Below are 24,638 nucleotides of genomic sequence, written 5' to 3'. Positions count from 1 at the left end.
TCGTGACCGGTCTGACAGTATTTTCCGCTGCGGCTATCCATTGAAGAAGTAAATATATGAAGCCCATCGCGGTTAACTCTCTCTGAACAACCCTACAATTTATGGCAGTAAAAATGGCTAAGGAGCAGTGATATGCGTGTTAAAGGTATAACTCCCCAGGATCTCGAAGCTTATGGTATTTGTGACGCCCACGACGTGGTCTACAACCCCGATTACGATACGCTGTATCAGGAAGAACTGGCTCCTGGCCTTGAAGGCTATGAGCGCGGCGTCCTGACGAATCTCGGCGCCGTTGCTGTCGACACGGGCATTTTCACGGGCCGTTCGCCAAAAGATAAATATATCGTCCGCGACGAAACTACCCGTGATACGCTCTGGTGGGCGGATAACGGCAAAGGCAAGAACGACAATAAACCGCTCTCCCCTGAAACCTGGCAGCACCTCAAGCATCTCGTCACCCGACAACTCTCCGGCAAGCGCCTCTTTATCATCGATGCGTTCTGCGGCGCCAACGCCGATACCCGCCTGTCGGTACGCTTTATTACCGAAGTCGCCTGGCAGGCGCATTTCGTTAAGAACATGTTTATTCGCCCTACCGATGAGGAGCTGGAGAACTTTACGCCGGATTTCGTGGTGATGAACGGCGCGAAGTGCACTAACCCGGACTGGCAAGCGCAGGGGTTGAACTCCGAGAATTTCATCGCCTTTAACCTGACCGAGCGCATCCAACTGATTGGCGGCACCTGGTACGGCGGTGAAATGAAAAAAGGGATGTTCTCAGTGATGAACTACCTGCTGCCGCTGAAAGGCATCGCTTCCATGCACTGCTCGGCGAACGTGGGCGAGAAGGGCGATGTGGCGGTGTTCTTCGGTCTTTCCGGCACCGGTAAAACGACGCTTTCTACCGACCCGAAACGCCGCCTGATTGGCGACGACGAACACGGCTGGGACGATGACGGCGTGTTTAACTTTGAAGGCGGCTGCTACGCCAAAACCATTCGCCTGTCTGAAGAGGCGGAGCCGGATATTTATCACGCCATCCGTCGCGACGCGCTGCTGGAAAACGTCACCGTGCGCGACGACGGCAGCATCGATTTCGACGATGCGTCGAAAACGGAAAACACCCGCGTCTCGTACCCTATCTATCACATCGACAATATCGTGAAGCCGGTATCGAAAGCTGGTCACGCAACCAAAGTGATTTTCCTGACGGCCGACGCCTTCGGCGTGCTGCCGCCGGTTTCACGCCTGACCGCGAGCCAGACGCAGTACCATTTCCTTTCTGGCTTTACCGCCAAACTGGCAGGCACCGAGCGCGGCGTAACAGAACCCACGCCTACGTTTTCCGCCTGCTTCGGCGCGGCGTTTTTGTCGCTGCATCCAACGCAATATTCTGAGGTGCTGGTGAAACGCATGCAGGCGGCGGGCGCCCAGGCTTATCTGGTGAATACCGGCTGGAACGGCACCGGCAAGCGCATCTCCATTAAGGACACCCGCGCCATTATCGACGCCATTCTAAATGGTTCGCTCGATGATGCGGAAACCTTTACTCTACCGCTGTTTAATCTGGCGATCCCAACCAGCCTGCCTGGGGTGGATGAACGTATTCTCGACCCGCGCAGCACCTACGCTTCGCCGGAGCAGTGGCAGGAGAAAGCGCAGCAGCTGGCGAAGCTGTTTATCGCCAACTTCGAGAAGTACACCGACACGCCGGCTGGCGCCGCGCTGGTGAGCGCCGGGCCGCGGCTCTGAAGCCGCAAGGCGAAAAAAAACCACCCTCGGGTGGTTTTTTTATGCTTACGCGGTAACGCTGTTTTTGCTCAGCTGCGGGCTTTTCATCACCGGAATGGGTAACCAGGCGCGAATGCGTAAACCGCCCCGCTCGCTGGTATCGATATCCAGTGCGCCGTTGTGGTTGTCAACGATACGCTGCACGATAGCAAGCCCCAGCCCGGTGCCGCTGGTGCTGCGGGCGCTGTCGCCGCGCACAAACGGCTGCAGCAGGTGTTTAAGCTGCTCGGGCTTAATGCCAGGCCCGTCATCTTCCACCTGGAACCAGGCGCGGTTGAGCTCGGTGCCGCTGCTCACTTTGATCCAGCCATTGCCGTAGCGAGCGGCGTTGACCACCATGTTAGCGACGGCGCGTTTGATGGAAAGCGGATGGATACGTACCATAATTTCGCCGCTCTCCAGCGCCGTCTCAATTTCACGCTCATAGCCGCTTTCCGCGGCAATCACCTCGCCCAGCACCGCGTTGAGATCCGCCATCTCCAGCGGCATCTCCTGACCGGTGCGCAGGTAATCAATGAACTGTTCGATGATGGCGTTGCACTCTTCGATATCCTTGTTAATGGACTCAGCGAGGTAGCCGTCACCTTCGCTCATCATCTCCGTAGCGAGGCGAATACGCGTCAGCGGCGTGCGCAGGTCATGGCTTACGCCCGCCATCAGCAAAGTGCGATCGTCCGCCAGCTGCTTCACCCCCGCCGCCATATGGTTGAAGGCGCGCGTTACCGAGCGCACTTCAGAAGCGCCATACTCACGCAGCGGCGGCGGGATATTCCCCCGCCCTACCTGCAAGGCGGCGTGTTCGAGATCCACCAGCGGCCGGTTCTGAATGCGGATAAAGAGCCAGGCGCCGCCTATCGCCAACAGCATGATGGCAAGCGTGTAACGGAAGAGCGGCGAGAAGTCGCCCTGATGAATTTCCGTGAGCGGCACGCGTACCCAGATGTTGGGCGACAGCCAGGTTTTCAGCCACACCACCGGCGAGCTTTTGTTCACCTCGACGCGGACTTCTGTCGGGCCGCCGAGCTGCTGGGCCATCTGCTGACTTAAAAATTCGTAGTGCTGCGCCCAGCGCAAGCCCGCGTCCTCTGCCGCTTCGTTGGAATAGAGCGAAATGCCCAGTTCCCGGTAGATCTCCCGACGAAACGCCGGAGGCACCACCAGCTGCGTGCCATCTTCCAGCTGCAGTTTATCCGTCATCAGCATACGCACTTCGTAGGCGAGAACTTTGTTAAACTGCTGAAGGCTCGGCAGAATAGCGAAGTTCAACACCACAAGGTACGTCGTCACCAGGCTGACGAACAGCAGAGTGATGATGAGCAGCAGCGTACGGGCAAAGGAGCTTCGGGGCGAGAAGCGCACTCGCTTCATGCTTTAGAACCGTCCGGCACAAAGACGTAACCCAGTCCCCAGACGGTCTGGATATAGCGCGGATGCGCCGGATCCTCCTCCACCATGCGGCGCAGGCGGGAGATTTGCACGTCGATAGAGCGCTCCATGGCGCTGTATTCGCGACCGCGCGCCAGGTTCATCAGTTTGTCGCGGGAGAGCGGCTCGCGCGGATGGCTGACCAGCGCCTTCAGTACGGCGAATTCGCCGCTGGTAAGGGGCATCGGCTCATCCTCGCGGAACATTTCGCGGGTGCCCAGGTTGAGCTTGAATTTACCGAAGGCGATAACGGCCTCTTCCTGCGAAGGCGCGCCCGGCAGTTCGTTCGCCTGGCGACGCAGCACGGCGCGGATACGGGCCAACAGCTCACGCGGGTTGAAGGGCTTAGGAATATAGTCGTCGGCGCCGATTTCCAGCCCCACGATACGATCCACCTCTTCCCCTTTTGCGGTGACCATAATTATCGGCATCGGGTTGCTCTGGCTGCGCAGACGGCGGCAGATAGAAAGCCCGTCTTCTCCTGGCAGCATCAGGTCGAGCACCATCAAATGGAAAGACTCGCGGGTCAGCAGTCGATCCATCTGCTCGGCGTTGGCTACGCTGCGAACCTGGAAGCCCTGTTCGGTGAGATAACGTTCCAGCAGCGCGCGCAGGCGCATATCGTCATCAACAACCAGAATCTTATAATTTTCTTGCATGTGTTTACTCCCAAAGGCTCGGACAGTGGTGGGCGTATTCTAAGAAACTGAGCGTCCACGGGGTGAATTAAATCTGGTATATATTCTAGCCTAAATTGTTACAAAGCATATTTAACAGCAGCTTAAATACGCGCTTTGTCATAAAGAGTAAGCTTCCTTGCGCTACGTTGGGTATCGGAAAAGCGGAAAACTTGCTGTCAGGAGGGTCCGCAAAGGGCAGCGGGAACCCTGTCAGTCTCGTGACGTCGAAAGCGCGCCGTGTTGCATGCGCGGCGCGACTAAAAAAGCGCCGCCAGCGGCTGAGAAAAAGAGGGTGGGTAGAAAAGGTTGCTGAGGCAGGAGAAACGCCGGGAATGCGCGCAGGCCGTTTATTCCTCTTCAGATTGATAAATTTGCCCTTCTTTATTACGAATATAAACCACGTTATCAAACCGGAATTCAATGTCGCCGTTACGCGAATAAAAAACAGTCATAATACTGTCTTTATCAATGCAGTTTTTCGGAGTATCCATATCCTTAAAACATAATCTGTCTTCGTTATTTTCTTCCTGATACCCTTTGCCAAAGGCAAAAATAGTTATCAGAGAAGGCCCGCCAGCATCGTGGTGGGCAATTTTATATTTGGAAAATATTTCAGGCTGATTTGTAATCCACCACTGAATACGCGCCGAGTTTGACAAAGGTAAGTGATTCACAAGGACTTGCGCAGCATAGTGTCCATGGTGAGCATCTATAACGGTAACTTTCCTATTATTCAGATGGAAATAACACCCCAACATAATGGCGACAATCCCTAATATGAGCAGCAGCTTTTTCATCTGCTACCTCCCTCCAGATCAATGACTGCTTCCATATTAGTCAGAAATGGTCGAAAGCCGAACCGGTTAAAGCGCTGCAAAATGAACCATATCCTAAAAAATTGAAGTTGCATAAATTTTCGTTTTTGAATGTCTTCAATACCGAGGCCAAAATGGTCTTGCCCCTGGAAGAGAATTTTGGCTCGCCACCGTTTTTCTTCAACCTTTAAACTCAACACCTTAATCTGCGTAGCATGTACATCATGCACACAGACTCCCATACCGTTAATTTTATCAATAAATGAATCAAACTTCGGCAAGATTTTGTCGCGAATAGCTTCAGCAAACGCGAAAACCTTGTCGCCAGGATACCCCTTTTGTTGGTAATCAATGTAAGTATCGATAACCTGCTTAATCGCAATCCGGGTACTGTTTTTTGAGTTATCACTAAGGATTTGATTACGGTAGGCCAAATCTAACCGTGCGTCGCGCCAGGGCGCGCCGGTGGAGCGATAAAGGTGCGTCAGCATCTGATTGATAAGCTGCCGGTAAGGCCCATAAAAAGCGAAAGGCAAAGAAGTGGCCTGGAGTTCTTCGAACAGTAATCTGGCGCACTCATGAATGCTAAGCTGGCCGCCGTTTCTGTTGCCATATACGCCAACAAAGCGCGACTGCGGCGTATTAAAAGGCGTTAATCGCGTCAGAGTATAAGGATCGACAACGTTCGATACCGCGGTGAGCCGGAATCTTTTTATAAGTTGTTCCTGTGATATATCCCCGTAACGCATGTCATCCGCGCCAACATCATTAAAGCCGCGGCGTGTTTGATAAATCGTTAAGGGGAAGGTTGCCATTACCATAAAATAACGTCCTGTTATTCACGTTCTGTTTGCGCATTATCCGTGCTTATTTATTTTTTAAAGCATGATCTGGAATAACAAAGGGAGTTTTTACAGGTAAGGCGTCTTTATTTTCCCACAACGCTTTTTCCCGGATAAAGTAAAACGGATGAATGTGGCGCGCCGCCCTTTTCGCTTTTGCGTCCGGCTTGCCGCTCGAACCGAAAACCGCCACGCCTGCGGTGCGCATTTCTTAACAGCGACGCTTCCCTTTGTCGGCAGCGCTCGTTAAGGTACGCCGGTGCACGGTTACTTTGGAAAATCCGCAGATGAAAACGCCCTTAATCACCCGCGAAGGCTATGAAAAGCTGAAAAAAGAGCTCGATTATCTCTGGCGCGAAGAGCGCCCGGAAGTCACAAAAAAAGTGACCTGGGCGGCAAGCCTTGGCGACCGAAGCGAAAATGCTGACTACCAGTACAACAAAAAGCGGCTGCGGGAAATTGACCGCCGCGTCCGCTATCTCACCAAATGCCTGGAGCAGCTTAAAATCGTCGATTACTCGCCGCAGCAGGAAGGCAAAGTCTTCTTCGGCGCCTGGGTTGAGGTGGAAAACGACGACGGCGACATTAAGCGCTTTCGCATCGTCGGTTATGACGAAATTTTCGGCCGCAAAGATTACATCTCTATAGACTCCCCAATGGCGCGCGCGCTGCTGAAAAAAGAGCCTGGCGACGTGGCGACCGTTCAGACCCCGGCAGGCCTTGCCACCTGGTATGTGAACGAGATCGAATACGTTAAATAATCCTGCGCCACAGAAGTGTCCGATTCCTCCCCCCGGCGCGGCTGTGGCTGGCATTTTCCCCGCTCAATCCGTATAACTGTGCCCTGACTTTTCGTACTCAACAGATGACATTGCCATGATGAATGATTCGCTCAGCCGCATTATCGCCGGCGAACTTCAGGCCAGGACGGAACAGGTAGAAGCTGCCGTTCGCCTGCTTGATGAAGGGAACACCGTGCCGTTTATCGCACGTTATCGTAAGGAAGTGACAGGCGGCCTGGACGACACGCAGCTACGCCAGCTTGAAACGCGTCTGGGCTACCTGCGCGAACTGGAAGAGCGCCGCCAGGCTATTCTGAAATCTATCGCCGAGCAGGGCAAACTCACCGACGACCTCTCCGCCGCCATTAACGGCACGCTCAGCAAAACCGAACTCGAAGACCTTTACCTGCCCTTCAAACCCAAGCGCCGCACCCGCGGGCAGATAGCCATCGAAGCAGGCCTCGAGCCGCTGGCGGACCTGCTGTGGAACGACCCTGCCAACGAGCCGGAAGCGGCAGCGGCGACGTTTATTGATGCCGATAAAGGCGTCGCCGACGCCAAAGCGGCGCTCGACGGCGCGCGTTATATTCTGATGGAGCGTTTCGCGGAAGACGCGACGCTGCTGGCCCGCGTTCGCGATTATTTGTGGAAGAACGCGCACCTCGTTGCAACCGTAGTACCGGGCAAAGAGGAAGAAGGGGCGAAGTTCCGCGACTATTTCTCCCACCATGAGCCCATTTCCACGGTGCCTTCGCACCGCGCGCTGGCGATGTTCCGCGGACGCAACGAAGGCGTTTTACAGCTTTCTCTGAATGCCGACCCGCAGTTTGACGAGCCGCCGCGCGAAAGCCGCTGCGAGCAGATCATCATCGACCACCTCGGCCTGCGCCTGAACAACGCCCCGGCGGATAGCTGGCGCAAAGGCGTCGTCAGCTGGACATGGCGCATCAAAGTGCTGATGCACCTGGAAACCGAGCTGATGAGTACCGTGCGCGAGCGCGCGGAAGAAGAAGCCATTAATGTTTTCGCCCGCAACCTGCACGATCTGCTGATGGCCGCGCCGGCGGGCCTGCGCGCCACCATGGGCCTTGATCCAGGCCTGCGCACCGGCGTGAAAGTGGCGGTAGTGGACGCCACCGGCAAGCTGGTCGCCACCGATACGGTTTATCCGCATACCGGACAGGCGGCGAAAGCGGCGGTGGTCGTGGCCGCGCTGTGTGAAAAATATAACGTGGAGCTGGTCGCCATCGGCAACGGCACCGCGTCGCGCGAAACCGAGCGTTTCTTCCTCGACGTGCAAAAGCAGTTCCCGAAGGTGACGGCGCAGAAGGTGATCGTCAGCGAAGCGGGCGCTTCTGTTTACTCCGCTTCCGAACTGGCGGCGCAGGAGTTTCCGGACCTGGATGTCTCCTTACGCGGCGCGGTTTCCATCGCCCGCCGTCTGCAGGACCCGCTGGCGGAGCTGGTGAAAATCGACCCGAAATCCATCGGCGTGGGCCAGTATCAGCATGACGTAAGCCAGAGCCAGCTTGCCCGCAAGCTCGACGCGGTAGTGGAAGACTGCGTAAACGCCGTGGGCGTTGACCTCAACACCGCCTCGGTGCCGCTGCTGACCCGCGTGGCGGGGCTGACGCGCATGATGGCGCAGAATATCGTTGCCTGGCGCGACGAGAACGGGCAGTTCCGCAACCGCCAGCAGTTGCTGAAAGTTAGCCGCCTCGGGCCGAAAGCGTTTGAGCAGTGCGCCGGATTCCTGCGCATCAATCACGGCGACAACCCGCTCGACGCCTCAACCGTCCACCCGGAGGCTTACCCGGTGGTGGAGCGCATCCTGGCGGCGACCGAGCAGTCCTTGCGCGACCTGATGGGCAACAGCAATGCGCTGCGTAACGTGAAGGCAGTGGATTTCACCGATGAGCGTTTCGGCGTGCCGACGGTAACCGACATCATCAAAGAGCTGGAAAAACCGGGCCGCGACCCGCGTCCGGAATTTAAAACTGCGCAGTTCGCCGAAGGGGTGGAGACCATGAACGATCTCCAGCCAGGCATGGTGCTGGAAGGCGCGGTGACCAACGTCACCAATTTCGGCGCGTTTGTGGATATCGGCGTACATCAGGATGGCCTGGTGCATATCTCTTCCCTTGCCGATAAGTTCGTAGACGATCCGCATAAAGTGGTGAAAGCGGGCGATATCGTGAAGGTGAAAGTGCTGGAGGTAGACCTGCAACGCAAGCGTATTGCGCTGACCATGCGTCTGGATGAACAGCCAGGCGAAGGCAACGCCCGCCGCGGCGGCGGCAATGGCCGTGAGCAGGGCAATCGCCCGGCGCAAAACCGCAAGCCGCCGCGCGATAATGCCGCCAGCGGCAACAGCGCGATGAGCGATGCGCTCGCCGCCGCCTTTGGCAAGAAGCGGTAAACGCCGCGGTCTCTTCCCTTTGCCAGGGAAGCGGCGGAAATGAGAAGCGCCAGGGCAAGGCGGACGGCGCCTTCACCAAAGCGTTGCATGACCATGGCGCCTCTCATCCTGTGAATGTGTTAAGGGGGGCTTATCGCCCCCTTAATCATTCCGGCTCGCCTGCAGAAGGGCAGCCGAAGCCCCCGCTTGCGCGTTGGCTTCCCTTTCTCTGCACGAATAAACGTCGCACTGTTCGCCCATTGGCTGACCAAAAATCGGCGCCACGGCTAAACGCGATAATTAATAAAAAGACGGGATGAAATAACCATTACGTTTTGTCGCGATTGTCGCAGGCATTCCCCACCGTTTTTATTTTCTCATTCAAATAACAGATGAAACCAAATAATAACATTCATGCTAAAAATGAAATTATTTCGCCTTCCTGTCCAGCCTAATACATTGAAAAGTATAAAATAAAAGTAAAAACCCAAAAGATTCAGCAACTTATTTTCTCTTTTTTGCGCCAGAACAAATAAACCGTAAATAAGCACCCTTTCGCTTTATCGAGGCGTTGAAGATAAAAACCATTATCATTATCATCCTGCCATATAAATCGATTCCCTTCTCCTGCGTGATTTCCGGCTTATTGTCGGCTACCGGTCATGCCGAAAAGCCCGTCCGCAACTGAAAGATAAGTAGGCTTTATGCGATTCACTCTTAACAGCACGTGGAAAATTACCGGCTTCGCGCCAGCCATCAGCCCGGCATATCGTCAAAAACTGCTGTCGCTGGGCATGTTGCCAGGCTCTTCTTTTAACGTGGTGCGCGTGGCGCCGCTTGGCGACCCTATTCATATTGAAACCCGACGCGTAAATCTGGTGCTGAGAAAAAAAGATCTGGCGCTGTTGCAGGTTGAAGCCGCCTGACGGCGACCCGTTATTGAGTTCACGCGACTATGAAAAAGTTAACCATTGGCTTAATTGGCAACCCTAACTCCGGTAAAACCACCCTTTTCAACCAGCTGACCGGCGCGCGCCAGCGCGTGGGAAACTGGGCAGGCGTGACGGTCGAGCGTAAAGAGGGGTTTTTCTCCACCCTTGAGCACCACGTCACTCTGGTGGACCTGCCGGGGACTTACTCGCTCACCACTATCTCTTCTCAGACGTCGCTGGATGAGCAGATCGCCTGTCATTACATTCTTGGCGGCGAAGCGGATATGCTCATCAACGTAGTGGACGCCTCGAACCTTGAGCGCAACCTCTATCTCACGCTACAGCTGCTGGAGCTCGGCATTCCCTGCGTGGTAGCGCTTAACATGCTCGATATTGCCGAAAAGCAAAATATCCGTATCGATATCGACGCGCTGGCCGCCCGCCTGGGCTGCCCGGTGGTGCCGCTGGTCTCCACCCGCGCCCGCGGTATCGAAAGCCTCAGGCTCGCCATTGACCGCCAGCCGCAAAACCTGCCTGTTGAGCTGGTGCGCTACCCCTCCCTGCTGCTGCGCGAAGCCGATGCGCTGGCAGCCGTTATGCCGGGCGAGCTGCCGCCGCGCCAGCGCCGCTGGCTGGGCCTGCAAATGCTGGAAGGCGACATCTACAGCCGCGCGTTTGCAGGCAAAGCGGAAAGCCTGCTCCCCGCCGTGCAGGCGCGTCTTGCTGATGCGCTGGACGACCCGGCGCTGCTTATCGCCGACGCGCGCTATCAGAGTATCGCCGCCATTTGCGATGCGGTCAGCAACAGCCTCACCGCCGAGCCGCACCGCCTGACCGTGGCGATGGATAAAATTATCCTCAACCGCTTTCTCGGCCTGCCGGTCTTTTTGCTGGTGATGTACCTGATGTTTTTACTGGCGATTAATATCGGCGGCGCGCTGCAGCCCATCTTCGACGCCGGCTCTGTCGCCCTGTTTATTCATGGCCTGCAATGGGTGGGATACACATACCACTTTCCGGACTGGCTGACCATTTTCCTCGCTCAGGGGATTGGCGGCGGCATTAATACCGTTCTGCCGCTGGTGCCGCAGATTGGCATGATGTACCTCTTCCTCTCTTTTCTGGAAGACTCCGGCTATATGGCTCGCGCGGCGTTTGTCATGGACCGCCTGATGCAGTCGCTGGGGCTGCCGGGCAAATCCTTCGTGCCGCTGATTGTCGGGTTTGGCTGCAATGTGCCTTCGGTGATGGGCGCCCGCACGCTTGATGCGCCGCGCGAAAGATTGATGACGGTGATGATGGCGCCCTTTATGTCCTGCGGCGCGCGTCTGGCGATTTTCGCCGTCTTCGCCGCCGCCTTTTTCGGCCAGCAGGGGGCGCTGGTGGTCTTCTCGCTTTATCTGCTCGGCATCGTCATGGCGATTCTCACCGGCCTGATGCTGAAACACACCATCATGCGCGGCGAAGCCACGCCGTTCGTGATGGAACTGCCCGTTTACCATGTGCCGCATCTTAAAAGCCTGCTGTTGCAAACCTGGCAGCGCCTGAAAGCCTTCACCCTGCGCGCAGGGAAAGTGATTGTGGTGGTAAGCGTTTTCATTGGCGCGCTAAACAGCTTCTCTTTCAGCGGCAAACCGGTAAATAACATTAACGACTCCGCGCTGGCCTCGGTAAGCCAGGCGCTGACGCCGCTGCTCCAGCCGATTGGCGTGCGGGACGATAACTGGCAGGCGACTGTCGGCCTGTTCACCGGCGCAATGGCGAAAGAGGTCGTCGTCGGCACGCTGAACACCCTCTACACCGCAGAGAACATCCATGAGGATGCCTTCGACGCGACGACGTTCAACCTGGCGGAAGAATTAAAGAGCGCGGCCCAGGAAACCTGGCAAAGTCTCAAAGAGACCTTCAGCCTGAGCGTGCTCGCCAACCCCATTGAAGCAAGCAAAGGCGACGGCGAGATGGCGACAGGGGCGATGGGCGTCATGAGCAGCAAATTCGGCAGCGAAGCGGCCGCCTATAGCTATCTCATCTTTGTGCTGCTTTATATCCCCTGCATTTCCGTCATGGGCGCTATCGCCCGTGAATCGAGCCGCGGCTGGATGGGCTTTTCCATTCTGTGGGGGCTGAATGTGGCTTACTCGCTGGCAACGCTCTTCTACCAGAGCGTGACTTTTCATCAACATCCGCAGTACAGCCTGGTTTGCATTCTGGCGGTGGCGTTGTTTAACGCCCTGCTGTTGACTGGACTGCGACGCGTACGCAGCCGTGTGGATATTTCACTGCTTGCCCGCCGCCGTACGCCTGCTGCCTGCTGCGAAAGCCCGGCAGGCGAATGCCATTAAGGAGGCGCGATGGCGAGCCTGGTTGACGTACGCGATCTGTTGGCGTTCCAGGGGCGCATGGAGGCGCAGCGCATCGGCAAGATACTGGCGCTGCCCCTGCCCCGGGTAGCGGCAATGCTGGAGCAACTGGAAAGAATGGGCAAAGCGCAAAGGGTGCAGGCGGAGCCGGACGCCTGCCTCAGCAGCGGTTGCAAAGGTTGCCCGGAGAGCCAGGGCTGCCAGCGCGAGCTGTGGATGCTTACGCATTAAAAAGGCGGGTCGCCCCGCCGTTTTTTTATTTATACACGTCCGCCGTAGCGTGAATATCCTTGCCCGGTTTCTGCGCGCTGATAACAACATAATACTTGCCGCCCATCGCATCGGCCTTTTTCGACAGTTCCTGTCTGGCATCCATCGGCGCCGTGGCGTCGTCCGTAACAATGGTGCCGATTTTGGTCAGATTCATCTCTTTCACTTTCTCTTTCTGAATCTCTTCCGCCGCCAGTGCGCCGAAGGAAACAGAACCGATAAACAAAGCCGTAGTTACGCCAGTGATGATTTTCATAGCCATGACTCTCCTGAAAACAATCGAAGGAGTAAAAGATACCGACGCAGGACAGGCGCAGACTTCCTTTGCCCCTGCCCTGACTACCTCGTAAACGTCAGCAGACAGTTACGTTTTAAGTATTAACGACGGGCGCGCTTAAGCAGTCTTATTTTTATAAAAAGGGCGAAGAAAATTCTCGTAAGGCCAGACAAAATTCCGCCGGATGCGAGATGAACGGGGCGTGCGCCGCCTTTGGAAATACCAGAGAATCGCTTTGCGGCCAGGCTTCGTCTAACAAGGCTGCGACGTTGCGCGGCACCAGCCCATCGAGCCTGCCGTAAATACGCAAAAAGGGCAGCGAAAGCGCGGCGAGCGGTTCGCGCAAATCAACGGTTTTCAGGATCTCAAGCCCCCCGTCCAGCACATCCGCCGCGGGCATTGGCTGAGCCAGCACCACCGCCTTGAGCGTACGGGCATCCTGTCGCGCCGTTTCCGTGCCGAGCGTTTGCAGCGCCAGGAAGCGCTCTACCGTGCGCTGAAAATCTTCGCGCAGCTGCCGCTGGAATCCGGCCAGCACATCGGGTTTGATGCCGGGCCATTCGCCATGGGCGCTGAAACAGGGCGACGACGCCACGGTCACCAGCGCCTGTACGCGCTGCGGATGCGTGAGCGCAATCTGGCTCGCCACCAGCCCGCCCAGACTCCAGCCAAGCCACACGGCCCGCTCCGGCGCCTGACGCAGTACGATTTCCGCCATCGCGTCAAGCGAAAGCGCGCCAAAGTCCTGGCTTCTGCCAAAGCCCGGCAGGTCTACCAGGTGCAGCGTAAAATGCGAGCTTAATTCCTCAGAAATGCAATGCCACACTTCGGCGTTCAGCCCCCATCCGTGCAGCAGCACAAGATGACAATTTCCCTTCCCTTTGGTCTGCCACCAGATGTCGTTCATCCGTTACTCTTCTCATGATTGATGTACAAGGAGGTCGTCATGCTAACAATACCGGGGATATGTTGGCTATGCCGGATGCCGCTTGCCCGTTCTGGCTGGGGAGTCTGCTCACGCTGCGCCAGGAGCCTGAAATCGCCGCCTCACTGCCCGCAGTGCGGTTTACCTGCCGCGCACGGCCGCTTGCCGTGCGGGCGCTGTTTGCAAAAGCCGCCGCCGTGGCAGCGACTGGTGTATATCAGCGATTACGCCGCGCCGTTAAGTTCGCTGGTGCACAGGCTTAAATTTCAGCGCCAGACCACGCTTGCCGCCGCGCTGGCGCGCCTGTTGCTGCTGAACGTGTTACAGGAAAGGAGAACGGCAGGACTGCCGCCGGCAGACAGGATTATTAGCGTGCCGCTGCATCGCCGCCGCGCCTGGCGCCGCGGTTATAACCAGAGCGATTTGCTCGCCAGATGCCTGGCGCGCTGGCTTGGTTGTCAGTATGAAGCCCGCGCCATCAGTCGGGTGCGCGCAACGGCCATTCAACATCATCTGAGCGCCCGGCTGCGCCGACGGAACCTGAAAAACGCCTTCCGGCTTGAATTGCCGGTTAAAGGACTCCATATCGTTATTGTGGATGATGTCGTTACGACCGGCAGTACGGTCGCCCAAATCGCGCGCCTGCTTTTGCAGCACGGCGCGGCGACTGTCCAGGTATGGTGCCTGTGTCGAACCTTGTAGAGCCTCGATGATGGGCGTATTATAACCGACTAAAATAGTCAACTATTAGGCCATTGTTATGATCCGTATTTCCGATGCTGCCCAATCACACTTTGCCAAACTGCTGGCAAATCAGGAAGAAGGGACGCAAATCCGCGTGTTCGTCATCAACCCAGGCACCCCGAATGCCGAATGCGGCGTTTCTTATTGCCCGCCGGACGCCGTGGAAGCAACGGACACTGCCCTGAAATTCGACCAGCTTACCGCTTACGTGGATGAGCTGAGCGCCCCGTATCTGGAAGATGCGGAAATCGATTTCGTGACCGACCAGCTCGGGTCCCAGCTAACGCTGAAAGCGCCTAACGCCAAAATGCGTAAAGTTTCCGACGATGCCCCGCTGATGGAGCGCGTCGAGTACCTGCTGCAGTCGCAGATCAACCCGCAGCTGGCAGGCCATGGCGGTCGCGTCACGCTGATGGAAATCACCGATGAAGGCTACGCCATTCTGCAGTTCGGCGGCGGCTGCAACGGTTGTTCCATGGTGGACGTGACGCTGAAAGAAGGTATCGAGAAACAGCTGCTGAATGAGTTCCCGGAACTGAAAGGCGTGCGCGATCTCACCGAGCACCAGCGCGGCGAGCACTCTTACTACTAACAGAGCGCGGCTGTAGATGGCGAGTGCTGTTGCGCTTGCCTTACAACACCTTTAACGCCAGGGCCCACGGGGCGGATAAGCGCAGCGCCATCCGCTTTTACCCCGGCGTCCAGTTATAAAAAAGCCCGCATTGCGCGGGCTTTTTTTATTTCTTGCGCTTACCGGCAGGCGAGCTCGCCATCGCCGCTTTTTTACGGCGATTATCGAGATCCTTAATTAGCCGGTTGACACCCTCATCGGCGAACATCTGCTCAAGGCTTGTCGAGAGTTTGCGCCGCCAGTTTTTATACTGATAGCTGGTGCCCGGGATGTTCACCGGCTCCGCCATATCCAGCCAGTCCTCCGGTTGCAGGCCAAGCAGCGCGCTGTTGCTGTCGGCGATGTAGCGTTGCAGCCCGCGGTTTAGCGTGGAGGTCATCTTCATTAACGACGCGTTATGTCCGGTTCGCTTCGGCAGACAGCCAGATTTATGCAGGCTCTCCAGCAGGCCCTGTTTGGCGCGCTCGCGATCTTCATACAGGCCGTGCAGCACCTCGGCATCCGGATACAGGCCAAGCGTTTTACCAAGCGTCAGGTCACCGCTTTCCCAGTAGCCGCGCAGCGTCGGCAGGTCATGGGTGGTGGCAACCGCCATCGACTGCACCGGCCAGGCTTTCGGCGCGCGGAACTGCTTCTCATGGTCGCTCTCGAAGTAGAGCACCTTATAAGAGTAAACACCGGTGCTGCGCAGCTTGCCGACAATCTCCGCCGGCACGGTGCCGAGATCTTCGCCGATAACCATACAGCGATGACGCTGGCTTTCCAGCGCCAGGATAGCGAGCAGATCGTCTACCGGATAGTGCACATAGGCGCCTTTATCCGCCGTCTCGCCGTAGGGGATCCACCACAGGCGCAACATCGACATAACGTGGTCGATACGCAGCGCGCCGCAGTTCTTCATATTAGCGCGCAGCAGCTCCACAAAAGGCTCGTAGCCGCGCGCGGCAATAATGTGCGGATCCATCGGCGGCAGGCCCCAGTTCTGCCCAAGCGGCCCAAGAATATCCGGCGGCGCGCCGACGGACGCTTTCAGGCAGTAGAGCTCCCGATCGCGCCAGGTTTCCGCACCCCCTTCCGCCACGCCTACCGCAAGGTCGCGATAGAGGCCTATCGGCATTTCATGCTGTTGACTGGTTTGCCAGCACCCGGCGAACTGGGTATAAGCCAGCCATTGCAGCCAGAGGTAAAAATTAACCTCATCAGCCTGCGCTTCGCAAAACGCGTTAACCTCCGGGCTGTGAATGTCCCGGTAAGCCTCAGGCCAGACGGGCCAGCCCCAGCGCATTTTGTCTTCTTTCATTTGCGCGGCGTGCAGCGCGTCGAACGCCGCCTGCCAGTAAAGGCTCTCCCCCTGCTCGGCGACAAACGCGTGAAACGCCAGAGCCTGCTCATCTTCCTCGCTGCGGGTGGAAAAGCGTTTCCATGCCATGTGCAGCGCGGTGAGTTTCAGCGCCGTGACGGTGGCGTAATCCACCCACTGCGCGTCGCGGGCCGCCTGCAGCGATTGCTGCGTGGTAGGAAGCCGCCACCAGGCCTGCGCCTCTTCGCTTAAGTGAAAATCCTCCACCGCGTTCACGTCGATATAAATCACATTGAGCCAGCGGCGGGAAGAGGGGCTGTAGGGGCTGGCGCTTTCCGGGTTCGCCGGGTAAAGCGCGTGGATCGGGTTGAGGCCGATAAACGCCCCGCCCCGCTCGCCGACTTCCGCCAGCATCTTTTTCAGATCGCCAAAATCGCCGATCCCCCAGTTGGCTTCTGAGCGCAGCGTGTAAAGCTGCACGCAGGCGCCCCAGAGTTTCTTGCCATCCAGCAGCGGCTGCGGCTCATAACAGCGCTTAGGCGCGACGATGACCCGGCATTCCCAGCGCTTTTTCTGCTGCGTCAGCGTCAGCGTGTGATAGCCCAGCGGCAGACGCGTAGGCAGGACAAGCGTTTCACCGCCTTTCGCCTCGCCGGTGTGCTGCTGCCCCTGTTCGGTGTCGAGCAGCCACTGATAGTCCCCTTTCCCCTCAAGAGAAAACTGCATCCGGTTGCCCCGGATGAACACTTTCACATTCGGCACCGGCGTCGCCGCCACGCGTTTATTCGCGCTGACGGCGGTACGGTTCATCGCGTCCAGCAAACGCTGCTTGGTTTCAGCGCCAATAGCCTGCGGTTTGCCGTGCGCATTGATGTAGTTCGCTGCAATGCCCGCTCCCAGAGCGGCATTATCCAGGCGTTTGCTATCCATGAATTATCCTTAGCGTTTCGCCTGCCAGATACGTTGTTGGTAATCGCGAATCGACCGGTCCGAGCTGAACATGCCGCAACGCGCCGTGTTGAGTATAGCCGCGCGCGTCCAGGCTTCCTCATCGCGATAGAGCACATCCACCTCTCGCTGCGCTTTCACATAGGCGTTGAAATCCGCCATGACCAGATAAGGATCGCCGCCCTGTTTGTCCATGCTGCGCAGCATGAGGTCGAACGCGTGCTTGTCGCCGTCGCTGTAAACGCCCTTTTCAAGCTCTTTAAGGACTGCGTCGAGCAGCTTGTCTTTTTTACGCCATTTCACCGGGTCGTAGCCTTTGGCCTTCAGCGCTTTCACCTCTTCCACGGTATGGCCGAAAATAAAAATGTTCTCTTCGCCAACCTGTTCGGCAATCTCAACGTTAGCGCCATCCAGCGTGCCGACGGTTAACGCGCCGTTCAGCGCCAGCTTCATGTTGCCGGTGCCGGACGCTTCTTTGCCTGCGGTGGAGATCTGCTCGGAAAGATCCGCCGCCGGGATCATCTTCTCCGCCACCGACACGTTGTAGTCCGGCAGGAAAACCACCTTCAGCTTGTCGCCCACGAGCGGGTCGTTGTTTACCGCTTCCGCCACTTTATTAATGGCGAAGATAATGTTTTTCGCCAGGTAGTAGCCCGGCGCCGCTTTTGCGCCGAACAGGAACACGCGAGGCACGCGGTCCGCCTGCGGGTTCTCACGGATCTCTTTATAAAGCGCGAGGATATGCAGCAGATTAAGGTGCTGACGCTTGTATTCATGCAGGCGCTTAATCTGCACGTCGAAGAGCGCATTCGGGTTAATTTCTATGCCGGTGCGGGCTTTCACAAAGGCCGCCAGGCGAACTTTGTTTTCCTGCTTAATGGCGCGGTAAGCCTTGCGGAAAGCCGCGTCGTCGGCATACTTCTCCAGCCCTGACAGCGCATCGAGGTCGTTCACCCACTCTTTTTTCAGCGTTTTATCAATCAGCGCCGCCAGCGCTGGGTTGCACTGCTTAATCCAGCGCCGGGGGGTAATACCGTTGGTGACGTTATGGAATTTGTTCGGCCAGAGCGTGTGATATTCCGGGAAGAGATCTTTCACCACCAGATCGGAGTGCAGCGCCGCCACGCCGTTTACCGCAAAGCCGCTGACCACGCACAGGTTCGCCATACGCACCTGGTTGGCATGCACCACCGCCAGTTTCGCCCATACGGCTTCATCGTTAGGCCAGGTCTTTTGCACCAGCTTCTTAAAGCGGGCGTTAATCTCTTTGATGATTTGCATGTGCCGCGGCAGCAGCGTGCGCACCAGGCGTTCATCCCAGGTCTCCAGCGCTTCCGGCATGAGCGTATGGTTGGTGTAGGCGAACGTTTTGCTGGTGATAGCCCAGGCTTCATCCCAACTCAACTGGTGCTCATCAATAAGGACGCGCAGCAGTTCGGGAATCGCGATGGTAGGGTGGGTATCGTTAAGCTGGATAACTTCATAGTCCGCCAGATCGTGCAGATTACGCCCCGCCAGGTGATGACGACGCAGGATATCCGCAACCGAACAAGCGCACTGGAAATATTGCTGCATCAGGCGCAGCTTTTTACCGGCCAGGTGGTTGTCGTTCGGGTAGAGCACTTTGGTGAGTTTATCGGCGTCGATGCCCTGCTGCTCCGCCTTCAGGAAGTCGCCGTCGTTAAAGCGCGTGAGATCGAACGGGTGCGCGTGCGTGGCCTGCCACAGGCGCAGCGGCTGCGTCACGCCGTTGCGATAACCTATCACTGGCAAGTCCCATGCCTGGCCGGTAATGATAAACCCAGGCTGCCAGCGCGACGTTTTGCCTTCCTTCACCACTTTGCCGCCGATACCTACCTGCACGTCCAGTTGTTCATTGTGGCGAAACCACGGATAGCTGCCGCGATGCCAGTTATCCGGCGCCTCCATCTGCTTGCCGTCGTCAAAAGACTGGCGGAACAGGCCGTACTGATAGTTCAGGCCGTAACCGGTGGCGGGCTGGCCAACGGTTGCCATCGAATCCAAAAAGCAGGCGGCGAGGCGGCCAAGCCCGCCGTTGCCGAGCGCCGGATCGATCTCCTCTTCCAGCAAATCGCTCAGGTTGACATCATGGGCCTCAAGCAGTCCTGCAACCTGCGAATACCAGCCAAGATTCAGGAGGTTATTACCGGTCAGACGGCCAATCAGGAACTCCATGGAAATGTAATTAACGTGGCGCTGAGCAGAGGTGTTGTTTACCGCAGGCTGAGCGGCGAGCATTTCCGCCAGCGCGCCGCTTACCGCGTGCCACCACTGGCGCGTGGTCATTTCTTTTGCAGACGTTAAACCAAACTGCTGCCACTGGCGCGTCAGGGCGGCCTGAAATTGTTCTTCGTTAAAAATAGGCTGTGACATAGGGAATCGGGATCCTGTAGCAAAATAAACATCTTTTATAATAGTGTGCCGCGCCCCCTGGCTAACTTCCTCATCCTGCCAGGTATTAGACGGGGAGGAGTAGCGGGGAGTAGCGAAAACTGTGATCGGCGGCACTTAAAGCCGCCCGGAGCGGCAAAAAACCGTGCAAACCATCACTTCGGAAACACCCAAAAATAGCGCTCTTCTTTACTGACGCGCCCTGCGCTTATTTGTTTTTGGTGGTGGATGGAAAAGATAAAAAATGGACCTAAAGGTTTACGTTTTATTTTTATGAAATAACGTTTTGAAAAACAATTAATGAACAGAAATAATTAATCACCGTTTTAAATAAAGTAAACAAAATTTACCGATCGCTGAGAATTGATTATTTTTGCATCAGTAAATACGCAAATAGCCGTAATCTGGCGGCGCGAAGTCTTTATTCCCCCTTTGCCTGTAACGGCCAACATTGCGCGCCAGGCCGCACCAGACGGCGCTTTGCTACTATCGGGTGAAATTTATTGAACTAATAAATAGAAGTGTGACAGAGAGCAACTTTAAGCTCTCAGAAACCGGACATAACTTGCAATAATTCCCGTTCTGAACGACCTTATAATCAGCATTAATTACGAGGCACAAAAAAATTCTCCATTCCTCCTGATTCCTGCACAGTGAAGTGACCGATTATGTTGATACCGTCTAAATTAAGTCGCCCGGTTCGTCTGGAGCACACCGTAGTACGCGACCGTCTGCTGGCTAAATTATCCGGCGCCAACAATTATCGTCTGGCGCTGATTACCAGCCCGGCCGGATACGGTAAAACAACGCTGGTCTCCCAGTGGGCCGCAGGTAAAAACGAGCTGGGCTGGTACTCGCTTGACGAAGGCGATAATCAGCAGGAACGTTTTGCCAGCTATCTCATTGCCGCCGTGCAACAGGCGACGGGCGGACACTGTGTCAGCAGCGAGGTGATGGCGCAAAAGCGCCAGTACGCCAGCCTCTCATCGCTTTTCTCGCAACTCTTTATTGAGCTTGCGCAGTGGGAGCGTCCGCTCTATCTGGTGATAGACGACTACCACCTCATTTCTAACCCGGTTATTCACGAAGCGATGCGCTTTTTCCTGCGTCATCAGCCGGAAAACCTGACGCTGGTGGTGCTCTCACGCAATCTGCCGCAGCTTGGCATCGCTAATCTGCGCGTACGTGACCAGCTGCTGGAAATCGGCAGTCAGCAGCTCGCTTTTACGCACCAGGAGGCGAAACAATTTTTCGACTGCCGCCTTAACTCCCCTATCGAGCCTGCTGAAAGCAGTCGCCTGTGCGACGATGTGGCAGGCTGGGCCACCGCCCTGCAGCTTATCGCCCTGTCGGCGCGTCAGAGCGCCAGTTCCGCGCATCATTCCGCGCGTCGCCTGGCGGGCATTAACGCCTCCCATCTCTCCGATTATCTGGTGGATGAGGTGCTCGATAACGTAGACGACAGCACGCGCCAGTTCCTGCTGAAAAGCTCGCTGCTGCGTTCGATGAACGACGCGCTGATCGTGCGCGTAACGGGTGAAGAAAACGGCCAGATGCGGCTGGAAGAGATTGAACGCCAGGGATTGTTTTTGCAGCGCATGGACGACTCGGGCGAATGGTTTAGCTATCACCCGCTGTTTGGCGGCTTTTTGCGCCAGCGTTGCCAGTGGGAACTGGCAACAGAGCTGCCGGATATTCACCGCGCGGCAGCGGAAAGCTGGATGGCGCAAGGCTTCCCGAGCGAGGCGATTCACCACGCGCTGGCGGCGGGCGATTCCCGTATGTTGCGCGATATTCTGCTTAATCATGCGTGGGGTCTGTTTAACCACAGCGAGCTGGCGCTGCTTGAAGAGTCGCTCAAGGCGCTGCCGTGGGAGAGCCTGCTTGCTAATCCTAAACTAGTGCTGTTGCAGGCCTGGCTGATGCAAAGCCAGCACCGTTATAGCGAAGTGAATACGTTGCTGGCGCGCGCCGAGCAGGAGATGCAGGAGGCGATGGACGAAACGCTGCATGGCGAATTTAACGCCCTGCGCGCGCAGGTCGCCATCAACGACGGCGACCCGGAAGAGGCGGAGCGGCTGGCGATGATCGCGCTCGACACCTTGCCGCTGGCGAGTTTTTACAGCCGCATTGTGGCGACCTCGGTGCACGGCGAAGTGCTGCACTGCAAAGGCGAACTCACGAGATCGCTCTCGACGATGCAGCAAACGGAGCAGATGGCGCGCCGACACGACGTCTGGCATTACGCGCTCTGGAGTCTTATCCAGCAAAGCGAAATTCTTTTCGCCCAGGGCTTTTTGCAGGCCGCCTGGGAGACCCAGGATAAAGCCTTCACGCTTATCCGCGAGCAGCATCTTGAGCAACTGCCGCTGCATGAATTTTTACTGCGCATTCGCGCGCAGTTGCTGTGGGCCTGGTCGCGCCTTGATGAAGCCGAAGCGTCGGCGCGCATGGGCATGGACGTGCTGTCGGGCTATCAGCCGCAGCAGCAGCTTCAGTGTCTGGCGCTGCTTGTGCAGTGTTCGCTGGCGCGCGGGGATCTCGACAACGCTCGCAGCCACCTGAATCGTCTGGAAAACTTGCTTGGCAATGGCCCTTATCACACAGACTGGGTGTCGAACGCCGATAAGGTTCGCGTCATTTACTGGCAGATGACGGGGGATAAAAAATCGGCCGCCAACTGGCTGCGTCAGACGCCGAAACCCGCTTTCGCTAATAATCATTTTCTGCAAAGCCAGTGGCGCAACATCGCCCGGGTGCAGATCCTGCTTGGCGATTACGACCCGGCGGAGATGGTGCTGGAAGAGCTGAACGAAAACGCCCGCGGCCTGCGGCTGATGAGCGACATCAACCGCAACCTGCTGCTGCTTAACCAACTCTACTGGCAGGCAGGACGCAAGAGCGACGCCCAACGGGTGCTGATGGAAGCGTTGACGCTCGCCAACCGCACCGGCTTCATCAGCCACTTTGTGATTGAGGGCGAAGCGATGGCGCAGCAACTTCGCCAGCTCATTCAGCTCAATACGCTGCCAGAGCTGGAGCAACACCGCGCGCAGCGCATTTTGCGTGAAATTAACCAGCATCATCGCCATAAATTCGCCCACTTCGACGAGAGCTTTGTTAACCGTCTGCTGACGCACCCGGAGGTGCCGGAGCTTATCCGTACCAGCCCGCTTACTCAGCGCGAATGGCAGGTGCTGGGGCTGATTTATTCCGGCTACAGCAACGATCAAATAGCCGGCGAGCTTGAAGTGGCGGCGACCACCATCAAGACGCACATTCGCAACCTGTACCAGAAGCTCGGCGTAGCGCACCGCCAGGATGCCGTACAACATGCCCAGCAGCTACTGAAGATGATGGGATATGGGGTTTAACGGTATCCCCGCTGCATAGCGAATTAGTCAGTCAGCGCTCTGGCGAACGTAATCGTTCATGCCTGATTTACCAGAGCGCTGCCCGCCGTTACCCCATTCTCAGCACAGCTCCAGCTGCACATTATTCTCGCTAATCACCTTCATCACGCCTGCTGGCGGCATGACATCCGTATACACCGCGTCTACCAGATTGATGCTGCCGAGGTTAACCATCGCGTTACGGCCGAACTTGGAATGGTCCACCACCAGCATCACGTGGCGGGAGTTTTCGATAATGGCGCGCTTGGTGCGCACTTCGTGGTAGTCGAACTCCAGCAGCGAGCCATCGCTGTCGATGCCGCTGATGCCGAGAATGCCGAAGTCGAGACGGAACTGAGAGATAAAATCGAGCGTCGCTTCGCCGATAATGCCGCCGTCGCGGCTGCGCAGTTCGCCGCCCGCGAGGATAATACGGAAGTCCTCTTTCGCCATCAGCGTGTTCGCCACGTTCAGGTTATTCGTCACGATACGTAAATTGTTGTGATCAAGCAGCGCGTGAGCCACCGCTTCCGGCGTCGTGCCGATGTCGATAAACAGGGTGGCGCCGTTGGGGATCTGGCTTGCCACGCGCCGGGCGATACGCTCTTTTTCCGCCGTCTGCGTCGCTTTACGATCGTGCCAGGGGGTATTGACCGAACTGGAAGGCAAGGCGGCGCCGCCGTGGTGGCGCAGGATCATGTTCTGATCGGCCAGATCGTTTAAGTCGCGGCGAATAGTCTGCGGGCTAACCGCAAACTGCTCGACCAGTTCTTCCGTGCTGACATAGCCCTGCTTTTTTACCAGTTCGATAATCGCGTCATGACGTTGTGTTTGCTTCACACTCTTCTCCTGAAGTATCCCCGGATTTTATGTTCGTTTTCGCGCATGAAGGGTATCCGTCAGCGCCATCGCCAGCCCAACCAGCAACCCGGTGACATGCGCCGCGTTGGCGACAGAAAGGCCAAAGAGATCAAACCAGCCCGCAATCAGCCAGATAATAGCGAAAGCGAGCAGCCCGCGCGGCATATGCAGCCCGCTTTGCGGATCGCGCTCGCCGCGCAGCCAGACATAGCCCATCAGCGCGTAAACCACGCCGGAAAGGCCGCCAAACCACGCGCCGCTATAGTAATGCTGGATAAAACCGCTTAACAGCGCAGCGATAAGAAACAGCGTCAGCAGCTTGCCGCTGCCGAGGCGCTTTTCCACCGGGCCGCCCAGATACCACCACCATAACAGGTTGAAAGTGATGTGCAGTATGGAGAAGTGCAGCAAAGCGTGGCTGAAATAACGCCACGCCTCGAATTTCAGCGAAGGGTCGAACGGCCAGGCCAGCCACACCATTATTATCTGGTCGCCGACCGCCTGCATCAGCAGATAGACCACGATGCACGCCGCCATCACCAGCAGCGTGAGCGGTCCGGCGTTCTGGCGCACGGTGGCGAAAAAAGGAAAGCGTCGATACTGCAAATGGCTGCCCGCCTGCCCGGTCTGCCAGCTGGCGGCCAGATAGCGCGGGTCATAGGGGTTTTGCTGAAAGCGCGCCAGTTCAGCCTGCACCCGTTCCGCCTGGCTCTCATCGGCAAGCCAGACTTCATACTCCTGCTGCGGCTTAATGGTCAGCGTGACGCCCTGCGTCGCCATGTAATCGACAAACGCCTGCGCCATGCGCGGATTAGCAAAAGAGGTAATTAACATCGCCTGCTCTTTCGTTAGC

At 56.9% G+C, this 24,638-nt stretch carries 20 protein-coding genes; 9 read left to right on the top strand and 11 right to left on the bottom strand.

Translation table 11 applies throughout. From position 1 onward, the window contains the following. Positions 1-132: 132 nt before the first annotated feature. Entirely contained in the window at positions 133-1,752 is a 1,620-nt protein-coding gene (gene pckA, locus MT962_RS15780; RefSeq protein WP_024561146.1) for a phosphoenolpyruvate carboxykinase (ATP), read from the top strand. Positions 1,753-1,797: 45 nt separating this feature from the next. Here the strand turns inward: pckA and envZ are convergent, their stop codons facing one another. From envZ to MT962_RS15755, 5 genes are all read right to left on the bottom strand, one after another. Further along, a complete protein-coding gene (gene envZ, locus MT962_RS15775; RefSeq protein ID WP_024558205.1) occupies positions 1,798-3,159 on the bottom strand; it encodes a two-component system sensor histidine kinase EnvZ in 1,362 nt (453 codons plus the stop codon). After that, on the bottom strand, positions 3,156-3,875 hold the full coding sequence (gene ompR, locus MT962_RS15770) for a two-component system response regulator OmpR (protein WP_001157751.1): 720 nt from the start codon (positions 3,873-3,875) through the stop codon (positions 3,156-3,158). The genes envZ and ompR overlap by 4 nt, the downstream gene beginning before the upstream one ends. 368 nt (positions 3,876-4,243) lie before the next feature. Beyond that, complete coding sequence (locus tag MT962_RS15765) at positions 4,244-4,693, bottom strand: DUF943 family protein (RefSeq protein ID WP_247366025.1); 450 nt, start codon at positions 4,691-4,693, stop codon at positions 4,244-4,246. After that, the gene (locus MT962_RS15760; protein WP_247366024.1) at positions 4,690-5,532 is read right to left on the bottom strand and encodes a DUF3289 family protein; all 843 of its coding nucleotides are present in this window, start codon (positions 5,530-5,532) and stop codon (positions 4,690-4,692) included. Before MT962_RS15760 ends, MT962_RS15765 begins: the two co-directional genes overlap by 4 nt. Before the next feature lie 46 nt (positions 5,533-5,578). Continuing rightward, complete coding sequence (locus tag MT962_RS15755) at positions 5,579-5,761, bottom strand: hypothetical protein (protein ID WP_048888789.1); 183 nt, start codon at positions 5,759-5,761, stop codon at positions 5,579-5,581. Positions 5,762-5,840: 79 nt separating this feature from the next. On the opposite strand from MT962_RS15755, the gene greB reads away from it, so the two are divergent. From greB to feoC, 5 genes are all read left to right on the top strand, one after another. Beyond that, entirely contained in the window at positions 5,841-6,314 is a 474-nt protein-coding gene (gene greB, locus MT962_RS15750; protein WP_024558209.1) for a transcription elongation factor GreB, read from the top strand. A gap of 115 nt (positions 6,315-6,429) precedes the next feature. Then, positions 6,430-8,754, top strand: coding sequence for a Tex family protein (locus MT962_RS15745; RefSeq protein WP_247366023.1), 2,325 nt, complete (start codon positions 6,430-6,432; stop codon positions 8,752-8,754). A gap of 683 nt (positions 8,755-9,437) precedes the next feature. Beyond that, positions 9,438-9,659: a ferrous iron transporter A gene (gene feoA, locus MT962_RS15740; RefSeq protein ID WP_024557015.1), complete on the top strand. Its 222-nt coding sequence runs from the start codon at positions 9,438-9,440 to the stop codon at positions 9,657-9,659. 29 nt (positions 9,660-9,688) lie between these two features. After that, positions 9,689-12,007, top strand: a complete 2,319-nt coding sequence (gene feoB, locus MT962_RS15735) for a Fe(2+) transporter permease subunit FeoB (RefSeq protein ID WP_247366022.1) — start codon at positions 9,689-9,691, stop codon at positions 12,005-12,007. A 9-nt stretch (positions 12,008-12,016) separates the two neighbouring features. Then, on the top strand, positions 12,017-12,256 hold the full coding sequence (gene feoC, locus MT962_RS15730; protein WP_247366021.1) for a [Fe-S]-dependent transcriptional repressor FeoC: 240 nt from the start codon (positions 12,017-12,019) through the stop codon (positions 12,254-12,256). A 25-nt stretch (positions 12,257-12,281) separates the two neighbouring features. Here the strand turns inward: feoC and MT962_RS15725 are convergent, their stop codons facing one another. Together MT962_RS15725 and bioH are read right to left on the bottom strand one after the other, a co-directional pair. Continuing rightward, positions 12,282-12,551, bottom strand: a complete 270-nt coding sequence (locus MT962_RS15725) for a YdgH/BhsA/McbA-like domain containing protein (RefSeq protein ID WP_024557018.1) — start codon at positions 12,549-12,551, stop codon at positions 12,282-12,284. Between the two features lie 154 nt (positions 12,552-12,705). Further along, positions 12,706-13,479, bottom strand: coding sequence for a pimeloyl-ACP methyl ester esterase BioH (bioH, locus tag MT962_RS15720; protein ID WP_247366020.1), 774 nt, complete (start codon positions 13,477-13,479; stop codon positions 12,706-12,708). Positions 13,480-13,518: 39 nt separating this feature from the next. Here bioH and gntX point away from each other — a divergent pair, with 39 nt between their 5' ends. Together gntX and nfuA are read left to right on the top strand one after the other, a co-directional pair. Beyond that, positions 13,519-14,199, top strand: coding sequence for a DNA utilization protein GntX (gene gntX, locus MT962_RS15715; protein ID WP_247366019.1), 681 nt, complete (start codon positions 13,519-13,521; stop codon positions 14,197-14,199). A gap of 58 nt (positions 14,200-14,257) precedes the next feature. Beyond that, entirely contained in the window at positions 14,258-14,833 is a 576-nt protein-coding gene (nfuA, locus tag MT962_RS15710) for a Fe-S biogenesis protein NfuA (RefSeq protein ID WP_024554015.1), read from the top strand. A 145-nt stretch (positions 14,834-14,978) separates the two neighbouring features. Here nfuA and malQ read toward each other — a convergent pair whose 3' ends face one another. Together malQ and malP are read right to left on the bottom strand one after the other, a co-directional pair. After that, positions 14,979-17,102, bottom strand: a complete 2,124-nt coding sequence (gene malQ / locus MT962_RS15705) for a 4-alpha-glucanotransferase (protein WP_247366018.1) — start codon at positions 17,100-17,102, stop codon at positions 14,979-14,981. 9 nt (positions 17,103-17,111) lie between these two features. Further along, positions 17,112-19,514 carry a maltodextrin phosphorylase gene (malP, locus tag MT962_RS15700; protein ID WP_247366017.1) on the bottom strand — a complete coding sequence of 801 codons (2,403 nt, stop codon included), beginning with the start codon at positions 19,512-19,514 and terminating at the stop codon, positions 17,112-17,114. A gap of 686 nt (positions 19,515-20,200) precedes the next feature. Here malP and malT point away from each other — a divergent pair. Further along, positions 20,201-22,906: an HTH-type transcriptional regulator MalT gene (malT, locus tag MT962_RS15695; RefSeq protein WP_024557023.1), complete on the top strand. Its 2,706-nt coding sequence runs from the start codon at positions 20,201-20,203 to the stop codon at positions 22,904-22,906. 99 nt (positions 22,907-23,005) lie between these two features. Here malT and MT962_RS15690 read toward each other — a convergent pair whose 3' ends face one another. Both MT962_RS15690 and glpG read right to left on the bottom strand, forming a co-directional pair. Beyond that, entirely contained in the window at positions 23,006-23,764 is a 759-nt protein-coding gene (locus MT962_RS15690; protein WP_024557024.1) for a DeoR/GlpR family transcriptional regulator, read from the bottom strand. Positions 23,765-23,791: 27 nt separating this feature from the next. After that, positions 23,792-24,619, bottom strand: coding sequence for a rhomboid family intramembrane serine protease GlpG (gene glpG, locus MT962_RS15685; protein WP_029590580.1), 828 nt, complete (start codon positions 24,617-24,619; stop codon positions 23,792-23,794). Positions 24,620-24,638: the final 19 nt, after the last annotated feature.

The sequence above is a fragment of the Franconibacter sp. IITDAS19 genome (genome assembly GCF_023079515.1).
GTDB classification, from domain to species: Bacteria; Pseudomonadota; Gammaproteobacteria; order Enterobacterales; family Enterobacteriaceae; genus Franconibacter; species Franconibacter pulveris.
Note: the sequence above shows the minus strand (reverse complement) of the source record. Positions and strands in the feature narration are given on the sequence as shown.